Origin of the sequence: Sulfurimonas sp. (genome assembly GCF_023229025.1) — a bacterium.
GTDB lineage: Bacteria > Campylobacterota > Campylobacteria > Campylobacterales > Sulfurimonadaceae > Sulfurimonas.
In genome coordinates this window covers 1-3,286 of sequence record NZ_JALOAA010000075.1, presented here as the reverse complement: position 1 = coordinate 3,286, position 3,286 = coordinate 1, and the positions used below count along the sequence as shown (strand labels likewise).

General features: G+C 39.9%; 4 protein-coding genes. All 4 read left to right on the top strand.

The features are described from left to right. A partial coding sequence (locus tag M0Q20_RS10940; protein WP_295061884.1) for an extracellular solute-binding protein occupies window positions 1-754 on the top strand: 754 nt, incomplete at its 5' end. Window positions 755-826: 72 nt separating this feature from the next. Beyond that, complete coding sequence (locus tag M0Q20_RS10935; protein ID WP_295061881.1) at window positions 827-1,711, top strand: carbohydrate ABC transporter permease; 885 nt, start codon at window positions 827-829, stop codon at window positions 1,709-1,711. 14 nt (window positions 1,712-1,725) lie between these two features. Continuing rightward, complete coding sequence (locus M0Q20_RS10930; protein ID WP_295061878.1) at window positions 1,726-2,565, top strand: carbohydrate ABC transporter permease; 840 nt, start codon at window positions 1,726-1,728, stop codon at window positions 2,563-2,565. A gap of 21 nt (window positions 2,566-2,586) precedes the next feature. Further along, window positions 2,587-3,286: hypothetical protein (locus M0Q20_RS10925; RefSeq protein ID WP_295061875.1), on the top strand; the 700-nt coding region annotated here is incomplete at its 3' end.

Below are 3,286 nucleotides of genomic sequence, written 5' to 3'. Positions count from 1 at the left end.
TACAAAGCTTAAAAATGTTGGAATCACACCAATTATTCTCGGAAACCAAGGGAGTCCCTTTGGGATAGATTTCATCTATCGCGTTATACTTGGAACACTATTAAGTGAAAGTGAGATAGATGGATTTGCTGATGGGAGAACTAAGTTTACTAACCCCGCATTTGTCCAAGCTACCGAAATGATTAAAGAGCTCTATGATAGAGGCTTTGTTAATGTAGACAACGGGTCCTTGCCCTACTTCGTAGATGCCATCGAAACATTTAAGGGAGGGAACGGAGGATTCTTCATTGGATTAACTTCTGATATCGCCCACTGGAAAGATTTTGGGGATGCACTAGGTTATGAAAATATTGGCTACTTCTCGTCGGTTGTTCCCCAAAATGCCAAATACCCTCAGCAACAAGTTAACCAAGGAGCAGGTGTAGGTTTTGCCGTAACAAATTACTCTCCCCACAAGGAGATGGCAGCTAAATATGTCAAATTCATGACCTCCGGAGAAGCGGGGAAAATCTTCATGGAAGCGACAGGTGCAATCGTACCTAACACAACAATCCCTCTTGATACCGACAATGTAATGCTTGCTGAAATACTTGAGAAAATGAATAACCATCCAGTTCCAGATTTCATGAACCGTGTACCTGGTGGAATGATAAATGACTTCTACAATTTCCAAACATTGTATTTCATCTCCAAAGAGATAAGTCAATCCAGATACATTCAGCAAGTTCAAGCCATCTACGAGAACAATCTCTAGGGGCTATCCAGATTCTATTAGTGAAGGCCTGCTTAGGTCTTCACTAATTACTTTGTTAGAAAATGAGGAACTATGAAAACTAAATTAAAACAAGAGGCCAAAGATGGATGGATATTACTCTCCCCTCTCCTATTACTAACTTTTATTTTCCTCCTCTACCCTGTTGTCTCAAACTTTTATTTCAGCCTTACAAAATGGAAGGGGGTAGGCAAGCCCGTTTTTATTGGCTTTGAAAATTACAAGACCCTATTTAAAGATGAAAGGTTTTACAGGTCTCTCAAAAACTTAGGTGTTCTGGTTCTCTATATCCCATTAGGAGTCTTAACCCCATTGGTTATTGCCAATACCTTGCGAAAAGGGTTTAGAGGTTGGAAACTCTATAGAGTCCTCCTCTATTTGCCCAACATATTGGGTCCGGTAATTTTGGGTACTATTTTCTCGGTTATATTGAGCCAAATTGGACCAGTTACCGATCTTCTAACTAAATTAGGGGTAAAAAATGCTCAAGAGATTTACATCCTTGGCAAATCAGCTTCAGCCATAAATAGTTTAGCTTTTATCTTTGTAATCTGGATGCGTGTTGGCTTTGGGTGTATTTATTTTTTATCTGCCATGAGCTCTATCGATGCCAGCCTTTACGATGCTGCCAAAATTGATGGGACCAATGCTTGGCAAGACTTCATCCATATCACCCTTCCAAGTATCCGTTTTTCAATTGAGTTTTTTACAGTATTGGCCTTTATCGAAGTGTTCGCCCGAATGTACGGCATTATTTTCACTTTGACAGGTGGGGGTCCAGGGTATGCAACCTACACCTTGGAATATGGTGTCTACATGATTAGCTTTAGTGCCTACCAGAAGGGATACGCTTCAGCTTGGTCAGTTATCCTTTTCTTCTTCTGTGCTGCCATAGCATTGATACAAATCAGATTAATCAAAAAGGGGGAAAATAATTGAGTAGGTCTAAACTATTGAACAAGTATAAAGTTCGTCGTTATATAACAAATTTTATTACCCTCATTATTCTTTCTCTCTTCTCTCTTGTGATAGTCTACCCCGTCTATTTTGCTGTTATCAGCAGTATCAAAGCCCCGGCAGAATATGTTGTTAATAAGACGGGATTACCGCAAAACCCCACTCTAGACAATTTTGCTAAAGTTCTCACCCAGATGAGTATGTTTAAATTTATGCTCAACACCTTTATTTTAGTTGGCTTTAGTATGGTTCTCTATTTTCTGGTTTGCACTGCTGCTGGTTTCACTTTTGGAAAACTCCGCTTTAAAGGGCGCTTAACAGCCTTCACATTTATCCTTTTTATCCAAATCTTCCCACAGATGGTGATAGCAGGACAAATTTACCAACTCATCAGCAAGATGGGTCTGCTAAATACCCACCTAGGGTTAATTCTAGTTTGGGTAGCTTACTTCGCCCCTTTCGGAACCTATATTATGACCACTTATTACAGTACAATCCCCAAATCATTAATCGAATCAGCGCGTATAGACGGGGCGGGTGTTATTCAGCAATTATTTAAAATTATGATTCCAATTGCCAAGCCGATGATTGGCACTCTTCTCATCATTGGAGCACTGGCCATGTGGCACGAACTTCCATTCTCCATGCTAATACTGCAAAGATTACAACTCAGGACCCTAACTCTTGGAATTGCTTTAATGCAAGGAGAATATGGCTTACCCATCCCAGTATTGGCGGCTGCAATCCTAGTCACAGTAGGTTTCCCTCTACTTCTTTATATTATTTTCCAAAACTACATAACAATGGGAAGTGTAGCCGGATCTGTAAAAGGCTAAAATTATTCCACAGGAGATACTATGAAACAGTCAAACGATTTTGCCCACGACATGATAGACCTAGACCTTACTCCCACACGAGAATTAAGTGTCGCACATCGAGATGTCACTCTAAAATCTAAAACAGATTATGTTATCGAATTAGCAATTCCTTTCTTCCATATGTCGCATGCTGGAACATTTAATTCTACCGAAAAGGAGATGAAAATAGTCCTATTTAGCTTAGAAGCGTATGGCAAAGATATCCTAAGATTTTCGGGAACCTTTTATGATAAACCGATAGAAAAAGAGTCTGTTATGCTCGATATCCACCAATCGTTAGCAAAACAGAAGCTAAGGGTTAAAGAGATGGAGAAAGGTTTATTCGTAATATTAGATGAATCACAAAAGGTAAGAGCCAAAATCTCTAATAAACCCCATGCAGTTAAATATTGGAGTGATTTGCAAAGAGTAGCCGACCCGATGATTGAGATCGAACTTTTTCCTGATGGAGATGAGTCTAACGGGGTCAAATTGATGAGTTATGACCACTTTTTCCCCGGTAAACTAGAATCTATTCCCCTCGGTTACATCAGTGACAAAGAAGATGTTAAAGGGACCCTCTTTTCAATCTATGCCAGACATAACGAACACTTTTACGGAACTGGGGAACGTTTTGGGCGACTCGACTTAGCCGGTAAAACAATAACTCTCGAAAACACAGATGCTCTAGGTACTGCTA

Bases quoted from the DNA above. Each gene is read 5' to 3' on its own strand.
- M0Q20_RS10935 (WP_295061881.1), top strand. From the start codon at position 827: ATGAAAACTAAATTAAAACAAGAGGCCAAAGATGGATGGATATTACTC.